At 65.8% G+C, this 17,197-nt stretch carries 10 protein-coding genes; 6 read left to right on the top strand and 4 right to left on the bottom strand.

From position 1 onward, the window contains the following. Positions 1-2: 2 nt before the first annotated feature. The 3 genes from mepA to ACTXGA_RS19395 are packed head-to-tail and all read right to left on the bottom strand — an operon-like array spanning position 3 to position 2,912. Positions 3-926 carry a penicillin-insensitive murein endopeptidase gene (mepA, locus tag ACTXGA_RS19405; protein WP_443396267.1) on the bottom strand — a complete coding sequence of 308 codons (924 nt, stop codon included), beginning with the start codon at positions 924-926 and terminating at the stop codon, positions 3-5. Then, complete coding sequence (locus ACTXGA_RS19400; protein WP_443396266.1) at positions 923-2,467, bottom strand: MFS transporter; 1,545 nt, start codon at positions 2,465-2,467, stop codon at positions 923-925. The genes mepA and ACTXGA_RS19400 overlap by 4 nt, the downstream gene beginning before the upstream one ends. Continuing rightward, complete coding sequence (locus tag ACTXGA_RS19395; RefSeq protein WP_443396265.1) at positions 2,373-2,912, bottom strand: acyl-CoA thioesterase; 540 nt, start codon at positions 2,910-2,912, stop codon at positions 2,373-2,375. The genes ACTXGA_RS19400 and ACTXGA_RS19395 overlap by 95 nt, the downstream gene beginning before the upstream one ends. Before the next feature lie 129 nt (positions 2,913-3,041). Between ACTXGA_RS19395 and ACTXGA_RS19390 the strand changes: the two genes are divergently transcribed. The 3 genes from ACTXGA_RS19390 (at position 3,042) to yaaA (ending at position 6,429) form a co-directional block, all read left to right on the top strand. Then, positions 3,042-3,335, top strand: a complete 294-nt coding sequence (locus ACTXGA_RS19390; RefSeq protein WP_443396264.1) for a YggT family protein — start codon at positions 3,042-3,044, stop codon at positions 3,333-3,335. A 140-nt stretch (positions 3,336-3,475) separates the two neighbouring features. Then, positions 3,476-5,533 carry a DNA helicase RecQ gene (gene recQ / locus ACTXGA_RS19385; RefSeq protein ID WP_443396263.1) on the top strand — a complete coding sequence of 686 codons (2,058 nt, stop codon included), beginning with the start codon at positions 3,476-3,478 and terminating at the stop codon, positions 5,531-5,533. Positions 5,534-5,643: 110 nt separating this feature from the next. After that, entirely contained in the window at positions 5,644-6,429 is a 786-nt protein-coding gene (gene yaaA / locus ACTXGA_RS19380) for a peroxide stress protein YaaA (protein ID WP_443396262.1), read from the top strand. Here yaaA and ACTXGA_RS19375 read toward each other — a convergent pair. Beyond that, on the bottom strand, positions 6,426-8,954 hold the full coding sequence (locus tag ACTXGA_RS19375; RefSeq protein ID WP_443396261.1) for a response regulator: 2,529 nt from the start codon (positions 8,952-8,954) through the stop codon (positions 6,426-6,428). The genes yaaA and ACTXGA_RS19375 overlap by 4 nt on opposite strands. Before the next feature lie 170 nt (positions 8,955-9,124). Between ACTXGA_RS19375 and ACTXGA_RS19370 the strand changes: the two genes are divergently transcribed. From ACTXGA_RS19370 to pbpC, 3 genes are read left to right on the top strand one after another with little or no spacing between them, the layout of a single operon-like run. Next, complete coding sequence (locus ACTXGA_RS19370) at positions 9,125-14,551, top strand: alpha-2-macroglobulin family protein (protein ID WP_443396260.1); 5,427 nt, start codon at positions 9,125-9,127, stop codon at positions 14,549-14,551. After that, positions 14,548-15,105 (top strand): putative glycolipid-binding domain-containing protein, encoded by a 558-nt coding sequence (locus ACTXGA_RS19365; protein ID WP_443396259.1) that lies wholly within the window; start codon positions 14,548-14,550, stop codon positions 15,103-15,105. Before ACTXGA_RS19370 ends, ACTXGA_RS19365 begins: the two co-directional genes overlap by 4 nt. After that, entirely contained in the window at positions 15,102-17,126 is a 2,025-nt protein-coding gene (gene pbpC, locus ACTXGA_RS19360) for a penicillin-binding protein 1C (protein WP_443396258.1), read from the top strand. The genes ACTXGA_RS19365 and pbpC overlap by 4 nt, the downstream gene beginning before the upstream one ends. Positions 17,127-17,197: the final 71 nt, after the last annotated feature.

The raw sequence follows: 17,197 nt of genomic DNA, 5'->3' as shown, positions 1-17,197 counted from the left end.
TGTCAGTTCGCGGCGAGCACGTCAGCGCATTGCCGCGGCAGATCGCCCAGCGTCAGCTCGCGCCGGGGCGGCGAGGGCTTGGCGTTGGGGTCCGGCGGCGGCGGGTTCAGGATGCGATCCACCCATTCCTCGGCCTCCTTGCAGCCGTCTCCGGGCGGGGGGGCGGCCTGATTGACACAGCCCGCAGCGCCACTGGGGCAGTTCAGCCGCACGTGGAAATGATAGTGGTGGCCCCACCATGGGCGCACCTTGCGCAGCCAGCTGCGGTCACCTGTTTCATCCTTGCACATCTGCACCTTGGCGCCGGGAAAGATAAAGATGCGGGCGACGCGCGGATCGCTGGCGGCGGCCTTCAGGATCTCGTGGTGCTGTTTCGTCCACTTGCCGTTCACATAGGCACCAGAGGCGCGGCGCAGGGAGATCGAAGAGATATTCTCACGCGCCTTGACCGACAGGTTCAGGTCATCGGCGGGGCGCAGCCAGATATCCGCGTCCAGACCGATCTGATGGCTGCGGTGCCCGGTCAGCATCGGCCCGCCGCGCGGCTGGCTGAAATCGCCAAGGTATAGCCCGTTCCACCCCGGTTGCTGCGCGGCCTTGCGGCTGAGTTTCTGAACGTAGTCGATCAGTTCCGGGTGGCCCCAGTTGCGGTTGCGGCTGAGCCGCATCGCTTGCCACGTGGGCCCGGTTTCGGCCAGTTGCACACCCCCGGCCAGACAGCCCTTGGCATAGCCGCCAAGGGGCTGCGCGGATTGTGCGGTCCCGTCACGCTTGGCCCCGAACAACTGCTTGGCCTCTTTCGAGGACAGCACCGGGTCCAGTGGCGGGCCGGAATAGCTGCGGGTTCCGGAAATATCACGGCCTCCCCCGGTGCCGCAGGCGGACAGGGACAGGGCGAGGGTAAAGGCAAAAAGGAAGCGGATCATTCGGGTCTTTCTCCCAATGGTTGCACCCAGATTAGCAGAACCAGCCCCAGCAGGAAAAGCCCGATCACCGGGAGAAAGCCCAGCTGGTTCGACTGTGTTGCAATGGTGAAAACGGTGATCAGCGCGGGCGCCAGAAAGGCGGTGGCCTTGCCTGCCAAAGCAAAGAGGCCAAATCCCTCCGCCGGGCGCAGGGGGTTGCAATGACGCACCATCATGGACCGGGATGCGGAATACAGCGCGCCGCCCGCGCCGCCGATGGTGGCGCCGCAGATGTAAAAGATGATGTCCGGCAGGTTTGACCCTTCGGCCAGCGGGAACCCGAACAGGCTTTCGCGCGACATGCCCACGATGACCGTGCCGACAAGGATCAGAACCCAGATACAGATGCGGATCACCGGTTTCGGCCCGAACTTGTGGTCCGCGATGCCCCCAACCCAGCTGAGAACCGCCGCCGCGATGGCCGCGATGATCCCGAAAACGCCAACCTGCGTCACCTTCCAGTCCAGCACCAGCGTCGCATAGACCCCGCCATAGGCATAAAGCGCCGTCAGCGCGTCGCGATAGAACAGAGAGGACAGCAGAAAGCTGCGGCAGGATTTGCGTCGCGATACCGCCACGATTGAGGCCCAGAGATCAGCCAGCACGTGGCGCACGCTTTCGGGCTTGGCCCGCGCCAGCGGATCGTCCCGGTTCCACAGGAAGAAGGGGATCAGGAAGATCCCGAACCACAGCGCGATGAAAGGCCCGACAAACCGCGTGCCCTCCCGCGCCTCGGGGTCAAGGCCAAGCGGCGGCGACAGGCCGAGCAGCGTTTTGCCGGTCTCGTTCTCGGCAAAGAACAGCAGCATGATGAAGAGCGACAGCACGCCGCCCCAATAGCCAAAAGCCGTGGCCGTACCGGAGATGCGCCCGACTTCCTCGGGTGTGCCAAGGCTGGGCAAGATGGCGTTGTTCAGGTTGAAGGCGGACTCGCTGGCGACAAATCCGATCCAGAATAGCCCCAGCGCCAACAATAGCCCGGTGCCATCCGGCTCCAGGATCCACATCGCGGCGGCGCAAAGAATGGCAATCACCGTGAACAGCCAGAACCACGGACGCTTGCGCCCGGTCGCATCGGCCCACGCCCCAAGGAGCGGCGCGGAAAACGCGATGCACAGCCCGGCTACAGTCTGGGCCGAGGACCACAGGCTTTGCGCGATGGCCTTTGCATTGTCGGGATCGTGGCCCTGCCCGGTGAAATACCCGGCGGCAACAGCGGCGAAATAGGGGGCGAAGATGAAAGTCAGGCCGAGGGTGGCATAGGGCTGTTGGGCCCAGTCAAAGAACATCCAGCCCCAGATGCGCTGCTTTCTTGTCGGTTCTTTCATGCCCGGCCCCTTCGCGGAATGCTGCGATAGAACAGACCGGGCAGGGGGGTGGCAAGGGGCTATAGGACGCGGCGCACCGTCAGCCCGATTTGGCCGGTGGCCAGGGGCGCGCCGCCTCTGCCGCGATCCAGTCCTGCACCCAGTCCGGCAGCGGCGGGCTTTCGGGCGCGACATTCAGCGCGGCTGCAATCCGGTCGGTGGCGACGATGCCGGCCTTGTCGGTGATGGCGGAGCGAAACACCGCATGGCTGGCGCATTCGCCGTCCGTGCGCCACATCGACTGATCGATATAGAGAAACCGGTTGTCCCAGCCCAGAACCCGCGAATGCATCGTCACCCGGTCCCACATCCGCACCCGGCGCCGATAGCGCACCACCGATCCGGCGATGGTCAGGCCCCAGCGTTCGCGCCGCAGCACCTCCACCAGACCGGTGCGCACCGCCAGCGGGATCCGCCCGAGGTCATAGATCGTCAGCGTCCGGCCGTTGTTCAGCTCGACCCAGGGGTCCAGATCCCAAGGCAGGCAGACATGTTCGGTGATCTGGGTGTCGAACACCCCCAGCTTCGGCGCGCGACGGGCAAGCCAGAGGTTTCGGGCAAGACGAATGAAGGGGTACATGGCAGGCTCCTTTGCGGCCCAGATGCCGCGCTGCAGCAACCCGCGTCAATCACGACCTCGCGGCACACTTGTCCTTGACGCCTTCTGCGCTTAGGTCTGACCCAGCAAACGCAAAGGAGAGGCCCGGGAATGGCATCGCTTTTTCAGATCCTGAACATGATCCTGAGCATCGTGGTCTTCGTGATCGTCGCCCATGTGATCATGAGCTGGCTGATCAACTTCCAGATCCTCAACCTGCGCCAGCCCATCGTTGCGCAGATCTGGGACGGGCTGAACCGCCTGCTGGAACCGCTCTACTCGCGCATCCGGCGCATCCTGCCGCCGATGGGCGGGCTGGACCTTGCGCCGCTGATCGCGCTGATCGCGGTCTACGCGCTGCAGATCATCCTCGCGAACAACGCGGCGTTCTTCTACAGCTTCTGAACCACGGTGACGTTGCGCAGACGGGGCGCGGCACAGCGGTCTCAGGGGCAGATTTTGCGTCTCCGGGGCTTGATTCACCGAATCTTAGTATGAGACTGTCGGGCTAAGAGCAGATCACGCAAAATCCGACAGGTCACTTCATGCCGCGCGACACCGGGACCGCCGAGGCGCTTCTTCAGGATATCTTTGGATTCGGGGCGTTCCGTCCCGGTCAGGGAGAGATTGTCGACGCCGTCGCGGCCGGTGAAAACGTGCTGGCCATCATGCCCACGGGCGGCGGCAAATCCCTGTGTTTCCAACTGCCTGCGCTGATGCGCGACGGGGTGACAGTGGTGATTTCGCCGCTGATCGCCCTGATGCGCGATCAGGTCCGCGGGTTACGCGAGGCGGGTGTTGCCGCAGGCGCGCTGACCTCGGGCAACACCCCCGAAGAGACTGACGCCGTCTGGGACATGCTGCACGCGGGTGCGCTGAAACTGCTGTACCTCGCGCCCGAACGGCTGGCCAATGCGGGCACGCAGCGGATGCTGTCGCAGGCTGGGGTCTCCCTGATCGCCGTGGATGAGGCGCATTGCGTCAGCCAATGGGGCCATGATTTCCGCCCCGATTACCTGCGCATCGGCGAATTGCGCCGCGCGCTGGATGTGCCGCTGGCCGCCTTCACCGCCACGGCGGACGTCGAAACCCGTCAGGAAATGGTCACGCGGCTGTTCGACGATCACCCGCCGCGCACCTTTCTGCGGGGCTTTGACCGGCCAAACATCCACCTTGCCTTTTCACCCAAGGACGGCCCGCGCGCCCAGATCCTGCGCTTTGCCAAGGCGCGGCAGGGGCAATCGGGCATCGTCTACTGCGGCACCCGGGCCAAGACAGAGGGCATCGCCCGCGCCCTGCGCGAAGACGGGCATTCCGCCTGCCACTATCACGGCGGGATGGAGGCGGATGACCGCCGCCATGTCGAGGAACGCTTTGCCACCGAAGACGGGCTGATCGTCGTCGCCACCGTGGCCTTTGGCATGGGCGTGGACAAACCCGACATCCGCTGGGTCGCCCACGCGGACCTGCCCAAGTCGATCGAGGCCTATTATCAGGAAATCGGTCGCGGGGGCCGGGACGGCGCCCCGGCAGAGACGCTGACCCTGTACGGACCAGAGGATATTCGCCTGCGCCGCAGCCAGATCGATGAGGGCCTTGCCCCGCCCGAACGCCGCGCCGCCGATCACGGGCGGCTGAACGCGCTTCTGGGTTTGGCAGAGGCGCAGGTATGCCGGCGACAGACCCTGCTGGGCTATTTCGGCGAAGAGGCTGAGCCTTGCGGAAACTGCGATCTCTGCGATAGCCCGCCAGAGCTCTTCGACGGGACAGAGGCGGTGCGCAAGGCGCTGTCCGCCGCGCTGCGCACTGGCGAAAGCTTTGGCGCCGGGCACCTGATCGACATTCTGCTGGGTTTGGAAACCGACAAGATCCGCCAGCGCGGCCATGACAGCCTGCCCACCTTCGGCGTGGGCAAGGATCTGAAGCGCGGGCAATGGCAGGCGGTGTTCCGTCAGATGATGGGCCATGACCTGATGCGCCCGGATGCGGAACGGCATGGCGCATTGGTCATGACCGACCGCGCCCGCCCGATCCTGCGCGGTGAGGACTCCATTCAACTGCGCCGCGACGTGGTCGCACAAGCGGCAGAGCGGCGACCGGCGGTCAAGGCGCTGGTCAGCGAGGAACACGCGCCGATGTTTTCGGCCCTCAAGGCGCAGCGCACCGCGCTGGCGCGCGAGGCGCGGGTACCGCCCTACATGATCTTCAACGACAAGACGCTGATCGAAATGGCCGAGGTGCGGCCGCGCTCGCTGGACGAAATGGCGCGCATATCCGGCATCGGGGCCAAGAAGCTGGAAAGCTATGGCAAAACCTTTCTCGAGGTGCTGAACGGCGAGGCCGAAGAAATGCACCCGCGCCGCCGCAAGCTGGCCGCCTCCGGCACCGGGGCGCTTTACGATGCGCTGATGGCGGTGCAGGCAGAGTTGATGCGCGGCCCGGATGGCACCGAGAAACCGCTGAGTTGCTCGGCCTCCCTGTTGGCCAAGCTGACCGAAACGCGCCCGTCCTGTGAAGAGGACATTGGCCGCGTTCTTGGGGAAAAGCGGGCTGAAAGGTTCGGCGCGGCCTTTTACCGGGTGTTTCAGGACGCGGCGGAATAGGGTCCTGTGCGGGCAATTCGCCCTGTCTTTGGGGCTGTTGTGGCTGGACCGCGGCGGCAGGCTGACCTAAGTCCACACATCGGAAGGGATCAAGGCAGAGGGGGCTGACCATGCTCGTTGTGATTTCGCCGGCCAAGCGGCTGGACTGGACCGACCACGGGACCGCGATGACCGCGCCCGAGTTCGAGACAGATGCGCAAAGTCTGGCCCGCACGGCCCGGAACCTGACGCTGCGCGATCTCAAGGGGCTGATGGACCTCTCCGACGATCTGGCGCGGCTGAACCGCGACCGGTTCCGCGCCTTCACCGATACGCCGGGGCCAGAGGACCTGCGCCCCGCCGCGCTGGCCTTTGCCGGGGACACTTACATCGGGCTGGAGGCAGGCTCGCTGGACGCCGATGAAATGGACTGGGCGCAGGATCACCTGCGCATCCTCTCCGGGCTTTACGGTCTGCTGCGCCCGCGCGACGGCATTCAGGCCTACCGGCTGGAAATGGGCTCTCGGCTGAAAACGCGGCGCGGGGCAAACCTGTATGACTACTGGCGTGACCAGATCGCCAAGGCACTGAACGCAAAGGCCGAAAAGCTGGACACCGGGGTGCTGGTGAACTGCGCCAGCCAGGAATATTTCGGCGCGGTGCCACTGAAGGCGCTGAAGCTGCGCGTCATCACTCCGCAGTTCATGGAGGACAAGCCGGGCGGCCCCAAGATCGTCAGCTTCTTCGCCAAGCGGGCGCGCGGGGCCATGGCGCGCTACATCATCCAGCGCCGCCTGACCGATCCGGAGGGGCTGCGGGACTTCGACCTTGGCGGCTATCGCTATCAGCACGACATGTCCGAACCGGACCGCCCGGTGTTCCTGCGGCCCGCCGAAGCGCAGGCGCTGTCGGCCTAACCGGCGGCCCGCGCCTCCACTGGCCTTGGGGAGTAAAGCTCGATCATGTCACCCAGCGCCGCCTTGCGCAGGGGTTTGGTCAGGTAATCGGTCAGACCTGCCTCAAGGATGGCTTCGCGGTCGCCCGACATGGCATGGGCGGTGACCGCGATGATCGGCACTTTCGGGCCGTCCCCTTCAAGCGTGCGGATCTCTCGCGTGGCCTGCTTGCCATCCATCTGCGGCATCGAGATATCCATCAGGATCAGGTCCGGCACCTTCTTGCGGTATTCGGCCACCGCCTCCAGCCCGTTGTTGGCAAAACGCAGCGCCACGTTGAAACTCTTGGCCATCTTGCGAATGACCAGTTGATTGGTCTTGTTGTCCTCGGCCACCAGCACGTCCAGCGGCGCATCGCCCGTCGGCGGGGCCTTGTCCGGGACAGAGCCCGTCGCATCCTCCTGAGTGGGATGCTGCGCCTCGCCGATCTTTTCCAGCGCCGAGAACAGCGCGCGGCGGGCGACCGGCTTTTGCAGCACCGCCGCCACCTCGACCCCGGGCGTCTGCGTCACCTGTGTCGGGGTGTCGGCCATCAGGATCACCGGGATGTTCTTTCCCTGCTGGCAGACATGCGCGGCCAGTTCCTCACCCGACATGTCGGGCAGATCGTGTTCCAGCAACAGCAAATCGGGCCGGATCTTCATGTTGTCGATCGCCTCTGCCCCGGTCTTGCAGAACTGGGTTTCCAGTCCAAGGATCGCCAGCTGTTTCGACAGGATTTCGCGGTTCACCCCGTGATCGTCGACGACAAGCACGCGCTTGAGATAGGGCGGCAGGTTCGCGGTCTCGAACACCACGGGTTCCTCTGTCGGCAAAAGGATGCGCATGCCGAAACAGCTGCCCTTGCCCTCTTCACTTTCGACCCAGACCTCTCCGCCCATCAGTTCGACCAGCCGCCGGGTGATCGCAAGACCCAGACCGGTGCCCTCGAACTTGCGGTTGCGCTCATCCTCGACCTGGTTGAATTCACCAAAGATGTGGTCGACCTTGTCCGCCGGGATGCCGATGCCGGTGTCCTCGATCGTGATGTGAATCGCCGAATTCGCATCCGGGTCCGGCACCCCGACCACCCGCACCAGCACATGGCCCTGCACGGTGAATTTGACCGCGTTGCCCAACAGGTTGGTCAGGATTTGCCGCACGCGGCCCGCGTCGCCGATGAACCGCGTGGGCAGGAACATGTCATAGTCCAGCAGCAGCGCGATGTCCTTGTCGCGCGCGGTGGGCTGCAACAGCATGACCACCTCGTGCACCGCGCGTTCAAGGTCAAAGGGTTCGGGATGCAGCTGCAGCTTTTCGGCCTCGATCTTGGAATAGTCGAGGATGTCGTTGATGATCACCAGCAGCGCCTCACCGGAACTGCGGATCGTATCGGCGTAAAGCTGTTGTTCCTCTGACAGGTCGGAATCCATCAACAGATCGGCCATCCCCACGACCCCGTTCATGGGTGTGCGGATTTCGTGGCTCATGTTGGCAAGGAAGGCGGATTTGGCACGGTTGGCGGCCTCGGCGCGGTTGGTCGCTTCTTTCAGACGCTTCTGGTCTTCCTTGATCTGGGTGATGTCCACCCGCAGCCCGACGCGGCCGCCATCGCGGGTTTGCCGTTCGTAGACCCGCAGCCAGCGTCCGCTGGCCAGTTGCTGCTCCAGTTCGGTGTCGGTCTTGCGATGGGCGTCCAGCCGTTCTTCCAGCCAGTCTTCTTCACGGCCGGCTGCCTCGACATACTGACCCCGGTCCAGCCCAAAGCGCAGGATCTTTTCAAAGGTTGTGCCCGGGACCATGGCCGGCGCGCTGGTGGCGTAGATATTCCGGTACTGCTTGTTGCACATCACCAGCCGGTCATCGGCGTCATACATGACAAAACCGTCGGGCATTTCCTCGACCGCGGCCCACATGCGCATCAGGTCGGTGATATCCACGCCCAGACTGACGATGCCGCCATCCGGCAGCCGCCGGTCACGCAGTTTGACAAAGCGGTTGTTCCACAGACGCAGGGTTTCGTTCGGGATCGGGTCCTGATGCCAGCGGTTCAGCATCCGGTCGATCCAGACGTCCTTGGGTTCCCCCTGCAGATCGACGATCCCCTCGCCCGCCATGACCTCCAGCACATGGCTGAACGGAACGCCGGGGGCGATGCTTTCCAGCCCCTCGAAGACCTGCAGATAGGCGGGATTGGCCAGCTCCATCCGAAAGTCTTCGTCATACATGGCAAAGCCGTCGCGGATCGTCTCAAGCGCGCTCCACAGCTGTTCGGTCACCACCTCGATCTTTTGCGTGGCTTCGCCCAGCTGGTGCATGACGCGCTGGTTCTCGTCCCGGACGACCTTGACCTCTGTCCGGGTCTCCTGAATCTCGTTGCGCAGTTGCAGAGCGTGGCGGCCCAGCTGCCTGTTGGCCTCGTGCAGCTCTGCCTGCTTCTGTTCCAATAGCCGTTCCGCGGCCAGACGTGCGCGGCGTTCCTCTGCCAGGCGATCGGCCAGGGTCATGCGGTTACCTCCCTTCGGGACGCTTCGAGTCATGCCCGCCCAAGGTGAACAAATGTTTAAGTTTCCCTCGGCAAGACTGCGTTGGGGTCAGGTATCCCGGACCTGCCGAATCGTTGTTTTGTCTCCATGCGCATGGCACTCTGGAGGTATTGATCTGAAAGGAGCTTTTGATGCGTCGTTTTGCTATGGGCCTTGTATTGGCCCTTGTCGGGGTGTCCGCAGCTCAAGCTCAGGATGCCATTCCAGACAGACGTTTCGTGGTCACCCGGGACATTGATTACGTCGGGACGGATCTGCAAAACCTCTTCGATACGACGCTGGATGCCTGTCAGCGGGTCTGCCTGACCACGCCGGACTGCATGGCCTTTACCTTCAACAGCCGCTCCAATGCCTGTTTTCCCAAATCCGCCGTCAGCGACCGGGCGGATTACGAAGGCGCAACATCGGGCCGGGTGATCGACGTCGAAGCAGAGGCGCTGGCGCTGGCCAACACCCGCCGCGACGATCTCGATTTCCTGCGCGAGTCCGATCTGACCCGCGCCCACAAGGAAGCGCTGGACCTTGCCGTGCGCCATGGTGGCGGGCAATGGACCGTGACCGCCCTGCTGGACGCCGCGACAGAGGCGCACGATACGAACAACCTGCGCGACGCCATCCACTGGACCGGCGCGGCGCTGGCCCAGACCGACGATCCGGCGCTGTGGATGCAATACGGCGAATGGTCGGTGAACTACACCGAAACCGTGCAGGGCGCGGACAAGCGCAAGTATGAAGGCCGCGCGCTGCTGGCCTTCATCAACGCCTACCTGCGCGCAGAGGAGGATGCGCTGCGCATCACTGCCCTGCATGAACTTGCGCTGGCACTGGAAACCGACGGGCGCGGGCGGCAGATGATCCCGGCGCTGCGGCTGGCCGAAAGCCTTGGCACCCGCGCCGACATCACCCAACTGCTGGATGACGCCATCGGCAAATACGGCTTTCGGGTCGACGATCACGTGGTCGAGGCCGACACCGCCAGCCCCCGCATCTGCGCCAGCTTCAATGAGCCGCTGATCCGCGCCGGGCAGGATTACTCCACCTACGTCAAGCTGCCGGATCAGCGTCTGGCCGTGGTGCAGGACGATCAGCGTATCTGCGTGACCGGTGTCGAACACGGCGGGCGCTACACGATCACCTTCCGCTCGGGCCTGCCCGCGCAATCGGGTGAGAAACTGGTGCGGGACGTGCCGATCACAGCCTACGTGCGCGATCGCACCCCGACGCTCAGCTTTCCGGGCCGTGCCTACGTGCTGCCGCGCACCGCCGATGCGGGCCTGCCGATCGAGACGGTGAACCTCGATGAAATCGATCTGGTGCTGCGCCGGGTGTCGGACCGCAACCTGATCCGCTCCATTCAGGACAACTATTTCGGCCGCCCGTTGGGCCGCTACGATGAGGAATATTTCGCCCGCGACATCGCCGAGGAGATCTGGACCGGCACCGGCATGGTCGAGAACCGGCTGAATGCCGATATGACCACCCGCCTGCCGATGGGAGAGGTTCTGGGCGATCTGCCCGCCGGGGTCTACGCGCTGACCGCCGCCGTGCCGGACCCGAAAAAGGGCAATGACCGCCGCGCGACGCAATGGTTCATCCTGTCCGACATCGGCCTGACCACCATGCAGGGTGACGACGGGCTGACCGTCTTTGCCCGCGACCTTGGCGACGCCACCGCGATGGCGGGGCTGGAAGTGTCGCTCCTGGCCTCCGCCAACCGCGTTCTGGACACCGTCACCACCGACGCGCAGGGCATCGCGCGCTTTGCGCCCGGCCTGTTGCGCGGCGACGGCGGCTCTGCTCCGGCGCTGGTCATGGCCAAGCGCGGAGAAGAGGATCTGGCCTTTCTCTCGCTCACCGACCCGGCTTTTGACCTTGCTGACCGGGGCGTTGCGGGCCGCGCGCCCGCAGGGCCGCTGGATGCCTTCATCGCCACCGACCGCGGCATCTATCGCGCCGGGGAGGATATCCATGTGACCGCCCTCCTGCGCGATCCGCAGGCGCAATCGGTCAGCGACGTGCCCCTGACCGCCGTGCTGACCCGCCCCGATGGTGTCGAACATTCGCGCCATATCTCGGACGGCGGAGAGGCGGGCGGCCATGTCTACACCCTGCCGCTGGCCCCTTCGGTTCCGCGCGGCACATGGCGCATCGCCGTCTTTGCCGATCCCAAAGGCGCGGCGCTCACCTCGCAGACCGTGCTGGTTGAGGATTTCGTGCCCGAACGGATCGATTTCACCCTTGGCCTGCCCGCCGGCCCGATCAACCCGCTCTCGCCGCCGCTGCTGAGCGTCGATGCGCGCTATCTCTTTGGCGCGCCCGGTGCGGATCTGGCGATCGAGGGTGAGGTGCAGCTGACCACCATGACCCGCATCGACGCCTTCCCCGGCTACCGCTTTGGCCGCCACGATGACGGGGCGGATTCGCGCGTCCGCAGCTTTGACGCCGACCTGCGCACCGATGAGACCGGCAAGGCCGCGCTGACCCTGCCGCTGGCGGAAATCGACGCCAACGGCCGCCCGATGCAGGCCCGCGCCACCCTGCGCCTGTCCGAATCCTCGGGACGTCCGGTCGAACGCAGCATCACCCGTCCCGTCGCCTCGCCCACACCGATGATCGGCATCAAACCCGCCGCAGAGGAATTCGCCGAAGGCGCGACCGCGCGCTTTCAGGTGATGGCCGTCGGCCCCGACCTCAAGGCCCAGGACATGGAGGTGACCTGGCAGGTCAACCGCGTCCGCACCCGCTATCAATGGTATCAGAACTACGGCAGCTGGTACTGGGAGCCGATCACAACCCGCGAAACCGTCGCCAAGGGAGAGGGCACGCTGGGCATCGACCCCCTGCAAATAGAGGCAGAGGTCGACTGGGGCAGCTATGAGGTTGTCGTCGAACGCAAGGACGGCGCCTATCTTGCCTCCTCCATGGCCTTCTCGGCGGGCTGGTACGCGCCCGCAGACGCCTCCGAAGCGCCCGATATGCTGGAAATGTCGCTGGACAAACCGGCCTATCAGCCGGGCGAAACCGCGACCCTGCGCATGGTGCCCCGTTACGCGGGCAAGGCGCTGATCACCGTTCTGGCCGACCGTGTCATCGCTATGCAGGCGGTCGAGGTCGCAGAAGGCGAAAACACCATCACCCTGCCGGTGACAGAGGATTGGGGCGCGGGCGTCTACGTCACCGCGCAGGTCATCCGCCCGATGGATGTGACCGCCGGGCAGACCCCGGCGCGCGCGCTGGGCCTGACCCATGCCGCCGTCGATCCCGGCGACAAAAAGCTGAACGTCAGCTTTGACAGCCTCCGGGAATCCGCCCCGCGCGGCCCGCTGACCGCCGGGCTGAAGATCGACAATCTGGCCGAGGGCGAAACCGCCTATGTCACCGTCGCCGCCGTCGATCTGGGCATCCTCAACATGACCGGCTTCGATACTCCGGATCCGGCGGGCTATTACTTTGGCCAGCGTCGTCTGGGCGTGGAAATCCGCGACATCTATGGTCGCCTGATCGACGGTATGAACGGCGCGATGGGCACCATCCGCTCTGGCGGCGACGGCGCGGCTGGCGCGCGGACGCAAAGCCCGCCGCCGACAGAGGCCACCGTCGCCTTCTTCTCTGGCCTTGTGCCCGTGGGGGCCGATGGTAGCGCCGAAGTCACCTTTGACATTCCCGATTTCAATGGCACCGTGCGCCTGATGGCCATGGCCTGGACGCCCTCCGGCGTCGGCTCGGCGGAACAGGACGTGCTAGTGCGCGATCCGGTTGTGATCTCGGCAGCCCTTCCGCGCTTCCTTGCCCCCGGCGATCAAAGCCGCCTGCTGCTGGAATTCACCCATGCCAAGGGCGCGGGTGGTGAGATGCCGCTGGAGATCACCACAGAGGGTCTGACCCTTGATATGGCCGATGTGCCCGCGGCGCTGACGCTGGAAAAGGACGGCAAGCAGGCGCTGACCCTGCCGATGACCGCCGGTGCCTTGGGCGATCACAAGATCAGGATCGCCCTGACCACGCCCGATGGCCAGCGCCTGACCAAGGAACTGACCCTTGGCGTGCGCGCCAATGACCCGGATGTGGGTCAGACGCGCCGCTTTCAGCTGGCCGCCGGCCAGACCTTTACCCTCGATACAGAGGTCTTTGCCAATCTGCGGCCCGCCAGCGCCTCGGCGCTGATCTCCGCCGGTCCGCTGGCGCGCTTCGATGCGCCCGGCCTCTTGGCCTCGCTCGACCGTTACCCCTATGGCTGCACCGAACAGGTGACCTCGCAGGCGCTGCCGCTGCTCTACATGTCCTCGATCACAGAGCAGTTGGGCCTTGGCAACAAGGAGCGCATCGCCCTGCGCATTGATCAGTCCATCACCCGCATCCTGACCCGTCAGGCGTCGAACGGGGCCTTTGGCCTCTGGGGCGCCTATTCGGGCGATTTCTGGCTGGACGCCTATGTGACCGACTTCCTCAGCCGGGCCAAATCCGCGGGGCATGAGGTGCCGGAAGTCGCGTGGCGCAATGCGCTCGACAACCTCAAGAACCGGATCGCCTATGCGCCCGATTTCGACAACGGAGGCGAAGACATTGCCTATGCGCTGATGGTGCTGGCGCGTGAGGGTGAGGCCGCCATGGGCGACTTGCGCTACTATGCCGACGAACAGGCAGAGGCGTTCGCCACACCGCTGGCGCTGGCGCAACTGGGCGCGGCCTTGGCCAGCTACGGCGACCAACCGCGCGCCGACGCCATGTTTGGCCGGGCCGCCGACCGGCTGGCCAAGATCAAACCCGGACGCAATCAGACCTACCGCGCCGATTACGGCACCGCGCTGCGCGATGCGGCGGGCCTGTTGTCGCTGGCGGTCGAGGCGCGCTCTGACCGGGTTGACCGCAACGCGCTGACCACGCGCATATCCTCGGTTGACCGGCCCCTGTCGACGCAGGAACAGGCATGGGCGCTGTTGGCGGCGCACGCCATGGTGCAGGATCCGACGGTTTCCGGCCTCGCGCTGGATGGGCAGCCGCTGGCCGGTCCCTTTGTCCGCCGGATAGAGGCACAGGACCTGCAGCCGGTCACGCTGACCAACACCTCTGACCAGCCGACCGACATCACCCTGACCACACTGGGCAAGCTCTCTGGTCCGACCGAACAGACCGGCTATGGCTACAGCATCGAACGTGCCTATTACACGCTGGACGGCGAACCGGTGGGGGAAATCCGCGCCGGGGATCGTCTGGTGACGGTGCTGACCGTGCAGCCCGCCGAAAAGACCCGCGCCCGGCTGATGATCGACGACGCGCTGCCCGCCGGGTTCGAGATCGACAATCCCAGCCTGCTGCGCTCTGGCGATGTGCGGGCGCTGGACTGGCTGAAAACGGCGGATGCCGAACACAGCGAATTCCGCTCGGACCGGTTCCTTGCCGCCGTCGATCAGCGCAACGAAAAGCCGATCCGGCTGGCCTATGTGGTGCGCGCGGTCTCTCCCGGGGCGTTCCACCACCCCGCCGCGCTGGTTGAGGATATGTACCGCGCGGAATACCGCGCGACGACAGCTTCGGGCAGTGTTACGATCCTGCCATGACAGGAGAAACACTGGGAACGATCCACTGGCGCGCGCTTGACCGGGACGGCGAGGACAAGTGCCGCCTTGCCCGTCTCGATCACGGCTGGATGCTGGTTGGACACGCGCGGTTCCGCGACGCCACGGGCTGGGCCGCGCTGGATTACGTCATCCGCACCGATGACGACTGGCGCACCACCTCTGCGGATGTGACCGGCGAACACGGCGGCGGTGCCGTTGCGATGAAACTGACGCGCGGCGACGACGGCTGGACCGTCAACGGCGAACCGCGCCCCGATCTGGCCGAGGCCGAGGATATCGACCTCAGCTTTACCCCCGCCAGCAACCTCATGCCGCTGAACCGCGTGCCAGAGGTCGGGCGGCTGGAAACCACCGCCGCCTGGCTGCGCTTTCCCGGTCCCCAGATCACCCCGCTGACGCAGACCTACACCCGCGAACGCGGCGGGCTGGTCCGCTACGCCGCGCAGGAAACCGGGTTCGAAACCCATCTGGCGGTGGATGCGCGCGGCTTTGTCACCTCCTACCCCGGTCTGTGGGAGGCGGTCGTGCCATGAAACGGCTGTTGCTTCTGGTGGTGGTCCTGTGGTCCGCCGCCTTTGCACGCGACAGGTTCGACATCTTCATCGACGCCACCGAAATTCCCGTCCTCGTGCATGCCACCTCGCCCGAGGTGCGCGACCGCAACGGCCACCTGCTGCGCGCCTACACGATCGAGGACGGCATCTGGCGGATGGAGCTTTCGCTCGATCAGGTCGATCCGCTGTTCTTCGACATGCTGATCGCCTACGAGGACAAGCGTTTCCACAGCCACCCCGGCGTCGACGTCATCGCCACCCTGCGCGCGCTGGCGCAGGCGGTGCGCTATGGCCATATCGTCTCCGGCTCCTCGACGCTGACCATGCAGGTCGCCCGCCTGCTGGAGGACGGCACCACCGGCCAGTGGCGCGGCAAGCTGCGGCAGATGCGGCTGGCGCTGGCGCTGGAACGGCAACTGACCAAGCAGCAGATCCTCGGGCTCTACCTGCGGCTCGCCCCCTATGGCGGCAACGTCGAGGGGCTGCGCGCCGCCTCGCTGATCTGGCTGGGCAAGGAACCCGCCCGCCTGACCCCGGCAGAGGCCGCGCTGCTGGTCGCGCTGCCCCAGGCCCCCGAAAGCCGCCGCCCCGACCGCTATCCCGAACCCGCGCGCATCGCCCGCAACCGCGTGCTGCAGCGCATGGCCGACGCCGGGGTGATCCCGATGCAGGCCGCCCATACCGATCAGCTGGACCCGGCGCCGCTGGGCCGTCAGCCGATGCCGCAGATCGCCCCACATATGTCCGACCGCGCCGTGGCGCTTGGCCCCGGACGGCATGACCTGACGCTGGACCGTGACCTGCAGCGCAGCCTTGAACGGCTGGCCGCGCGCTACATGAACGGGCGCGACAAACGGCTGTCGGTCGCCGTGGTGCTGGCCGATCACCAGACCGGCGAAATCCTCGCCTCGGTCGGCTCGCCCGATTACACCAACACCGCCGGGCAGGGCTTCGTCGATATGACGCGGGCGCAACGCTCGCCGGGATCGACGCTGAAACCCATCGTCTACGGCCTTGCCTTTGACCGCGGCCTTGCGCATCCCGAAACCCTGATCCTTGATACGCCGGTGCAGTTCGGCACCTACGCGCCGCAGAATTTCGACGGCCAGTACCGGGGCGAAATCACCGTGCGCCGCGCGCTGCAACTCTCGCTCAACATCCCTGTCATCCGCCTGACAGAGGCGCTTGGCCCCGCGCACCTGATGGCCGCGCTGCAATCGGCGGGCGTCAAACCCGGCATTCAGGGCGGCGTGCCTGGCCTTGCGCTGGCGCTGGGCGGGGTCGGCCTGACGCTGGAGGAGATGGTGCAGGTCTACGGCGCCCTTGCCCGCGGCGGCGACCCGATCCCCCTGCAATGGCTTATGGGCCGCGACGACAATGGCGCGGCCCGCACCCACCGCATCCTCAGCCCCGCCAGCGCGTGGATGGTGGGCAATGTCCTGTCCGGCCTGACGCCGCCGCCCTCTGCCGGGCCGCCGGGGCGCGTCGCCTACAAGACCGGCACCTCCTACGGCCACCGCGATGCATGGGCGCTGGGCTGGACCGGGCAGCATGTGGCAGGCGTCTGGATCGGGCGGCCCGATGGCACGCCCGTCCCCGGCGCCTTTGGCGGGGACCTTGCCGCACCCCTGTTGTTCGAGGCGCTGGGCCGGGCAGAGGCGCGCCCCGTTCCGCTGCCCGCGCCGCCACCGGAAACCCTGCTGGTCAGCCGCGCACAGCTGCCTGAAAGCCTGCAAAGCTTTGGACCGCGCGCGGATGTGCCCGCCCTGCAACTGACCTTTCCACCCGAAGGCGCGCGGCTGGCCATCACCCCCGATGGCATCCCGATAAAGCTGCGCGGCGGCGTGCCGCCCTACACGCTGCTGGCCGATGGCGATGTGGTCGCCACCGGATTGCGCCGCCCGGAATTCCTTGCCCCGCTCACCGGGCCGGGCTTTACCACCCTGTCGGTGATCGACGCGCAGGGTGCCTCTGGCCGGGTGTCCATCGAACTGCGCTGACAGCATAGCTTCGGCAAGGGCTCGCCGGTTGCGAATCACCGGCAAATCCCCGCTCCCAAATTTCCGGTCCC

The organism is Antarctobacter jejuensis (assembly GCF_052266595.1).
In the GTDB taxonomy this organism is placed as follows: domain Bacteria; phylum Pseudomonadota; class Alphaproteobacteria; order Rhodobacterales; family Rhodobacteraceae; genus Antarctobacter; species Antarctobacter jejuensis.
This window is presented reverse-complemented; position numbering and strand designations above follow the sequence as displayed.